Source organism: Nonomuraea sp. NPDC049637, assembly GCF_040675235.1.
Lineage (GTDB): Bacteria > Actinomycetota > Actinomycetes > Streptosporangiales > Streptosporangiaceae > Nonomuraea.
Genome location: NZ_JBFAOM010000122.1, coordinates 1 through 2,322, shown reverse-complemented (window position 1 = coordinate 2,322; position 2,322 = coordinate 1). Strand labels below are relative to the sequence as shown.

General features: G+C 67.1%; 1 protein-coding gene and 1 pseudogene. One reads left to right on the top strand and one right to left on the bottom strand.

Going from position 1 to position 2,322, the window contains the following annotated elements; translation table 11 throughout:
* Nucleotides 1-225: 225 nt before the first annotated feature.
* Nucleotides 226-1,701: a hypothetical protein gene (locus AB0J71_RS49850; protein ID WP_364421465.1), complete on the top strand. Its 1,476-nt coding sequence runs from the start codon at nt 226-228 to the stop codon at nt 1,699-1,701.
* On the opposite strand, the pseudogene AB0J71_RS49845 reads toward AB0J71_RS49850, so the two are convergent.
* Nucleotides 1,637-2,322: pseudogene (locus tag AB0J71_RS49845) on the bottom strand (phospholipid carrier-dependent glycosyltransferase); the annotation flags it as partial. The gene AB0J71_RS49850 and the pseudogene AB0J71_RS49845 sit on opposite strands and share 65 nt — an antisense overlap.

Here is a 2,322-nt window from a genome sequence, read left to right as displayed (position 1 = left end):
ACTTCCACGGTCTCCGCCTCGTTGAGGCAGGGCATGACCACCGTCAGTTCCACGTCTCAACCCTTCAGTAATAAGGCTCTTCCAGTGAACCATCATGCCCTGTGCCCGGCGTGCTCGGGTCAAGACCTAAAAACGACTGGCATTCTTTACAGCATGGTGAGCGTCGCGGAGATTACCCCTGTGGACCACTCCGCTCCTGGCCGGGCAGCTCGCGTGCTGTCCTTCGTGCGCCGTCATCGCGTGTTCGCCGTGGCCTTCGGCGTCGGCGCCGTGCTGCGGCTGATCACCATGCTCGGTTACGGCCCGGCGATGTGGTTCAACGACTCCTACGAGTACGTCAACGTGGCGCTGCACCCCAGGCCCCACCCGATCAGGCCCGACGGCTACAGCTTCTGGCTGATGCTGCTCAAGCCGTTCCACAGCTTCACGCTGGCCATCTTCACGCAACACCTGATGGGCCTGGCCGCGGCCGCGCTCATCTACGCCCTGCTGCGCTGCAAGTTCGCGCTGCCCAAGTGGGGCGCGACGCTGGCGGCGGCGCCGGTGCTGTTCGACGCCTACCAGATCCAGCTCGAGCAGATGGTCATGTCCGACACCCTGTTCACGCTGCTGGTCGTGGGCGTGGTGACGCTGGTGCTGTGGAAGCGGCGGCTGTCGTGGCGGGCCGGGATCGTGGTCGGGCTGCTGCTCGCGCTGACCTGGCTGACCCGGTCGATCGGCATGCCGATCCTCGGGCTCGTGGTGCTCTACCTGATCGTCCAGCGCACGGGGTGGCGGCCCATCGTGGCGGTCATCGCGGCGTGCGCGGTTCCCGTTCTCAGCTACATGGGGTGGTTTTCTACAAATTACGGCAAATTCGCGATGACCAACAGTGACGGGCTCATCCTCTACATGCGTACCGCGATCTTCGCCGACTGCAACGAGATGAAGATCGACAAGTACAAGGAGGTCCAGCTCCTCCTGCTGTGCATCAACGACCCGGTCAACCAGCGCAAAGACTACGCACAGTGGTATCTGTGGGGCCAGGGCAACGGCGACGGCACGGGCACCGGCGAGGTCCTCCACCGGTGGGGCATCAACAAGAAGTTCAGCGGCATCACCAACGACGCGGCCAGCGCGTTCGCCACGCGGGCGATCCTGTCCCAGCCGGGCGACTACCTGAAGGTGGTCGCGCGCGACTTCTTCCGCTCCTTCCACTGGGGGCGGCCGCGCTTCCCGGACGAGTCGACGTACAACATGTACCAGTTCAGGCCCTATTACGAGGTGGACGACACCGGGCGGCCCAAGCGCCTGCCGAAGTGGTCCTCGTACGGGGGCGGCCACACCGACACCGACGCGTTCAGCTACGAGCAGGGCCCGCCCGAGACCAGGATCGTCCACCCGTGGGCGGACATCATGAGCGGCTACCAGAAGATCTTCTACCTGCGCGGCATCCTGCTCGGCGGCATCATGCTGATCGGCCTGTACGGCATCGTCGTCCGCTGGCGCCGGTTCGGCGGCCCGGTGGCGCTGCCCTGGCTGGGGGCGTTCGGGCTGTTGCTGGCCCCGGCGGCGACGGCCGAGTTCGACTACCGCTACGTGCTGCCGGCCGTCCCGCTGGCCTGCATCGCGGCGGCCATCACGCTGCGCAAGGGCGTCACTTGGGGGCGGCGGTCACCCAAGAGCGCATCAGCATCCGAGCCCACCACTGTGTCTGCGTGAGCGTCTCGGCCGTGAGCACCGGCTGCAGCCACCAGAAGTTGATCAGCACGATCATCGCGAACGCGCCTGCGAACGCCGCCCCGACGGCCCTGCGCGTGGGCGGCGCATCGGCCCGGCCGAGCACGAGCCCGGCCATCAGCACGACCGCCAGCACCATGAACGGCACCACCGGCAGCATGTAGAACAGGTACATCGTGCGGTCGTCGGCCAGGGCGTAGTAGAACCAGGGCAGCCAGCCCATCGCGTACGCCAGCAGCACCGCCCCGGCCCGCCAGTCGCGTCTCCTGGCGTACAGGACGGCCGTGCCCGCCAGCGCGAGCAGCGCGCCGAACCACAGGGCGGGGGTGCCGACCCCGTGGATCGCCTGCGCGCACGCCGAGGCCCCGCACGCCGACGGCGGCACGTCGGCGGGGTAGTAGAACGACACCGGTCGCACGAGCAGCGGCCAGGTCCAGGGGTCGGACATGTACTGGTGGTACTCGTGCACCCCGCTGTGGAAGGTGAAGACCTGCCACTGGTACTGGATCCATGAGCGCATGGAGTCGAACAGGAAGAAGAAGGGGCCGGAGGAGGTGGCCTGGTCCCAGTTGCGGCCGTAGCCGTTGGCGGAGGCGAACCAGC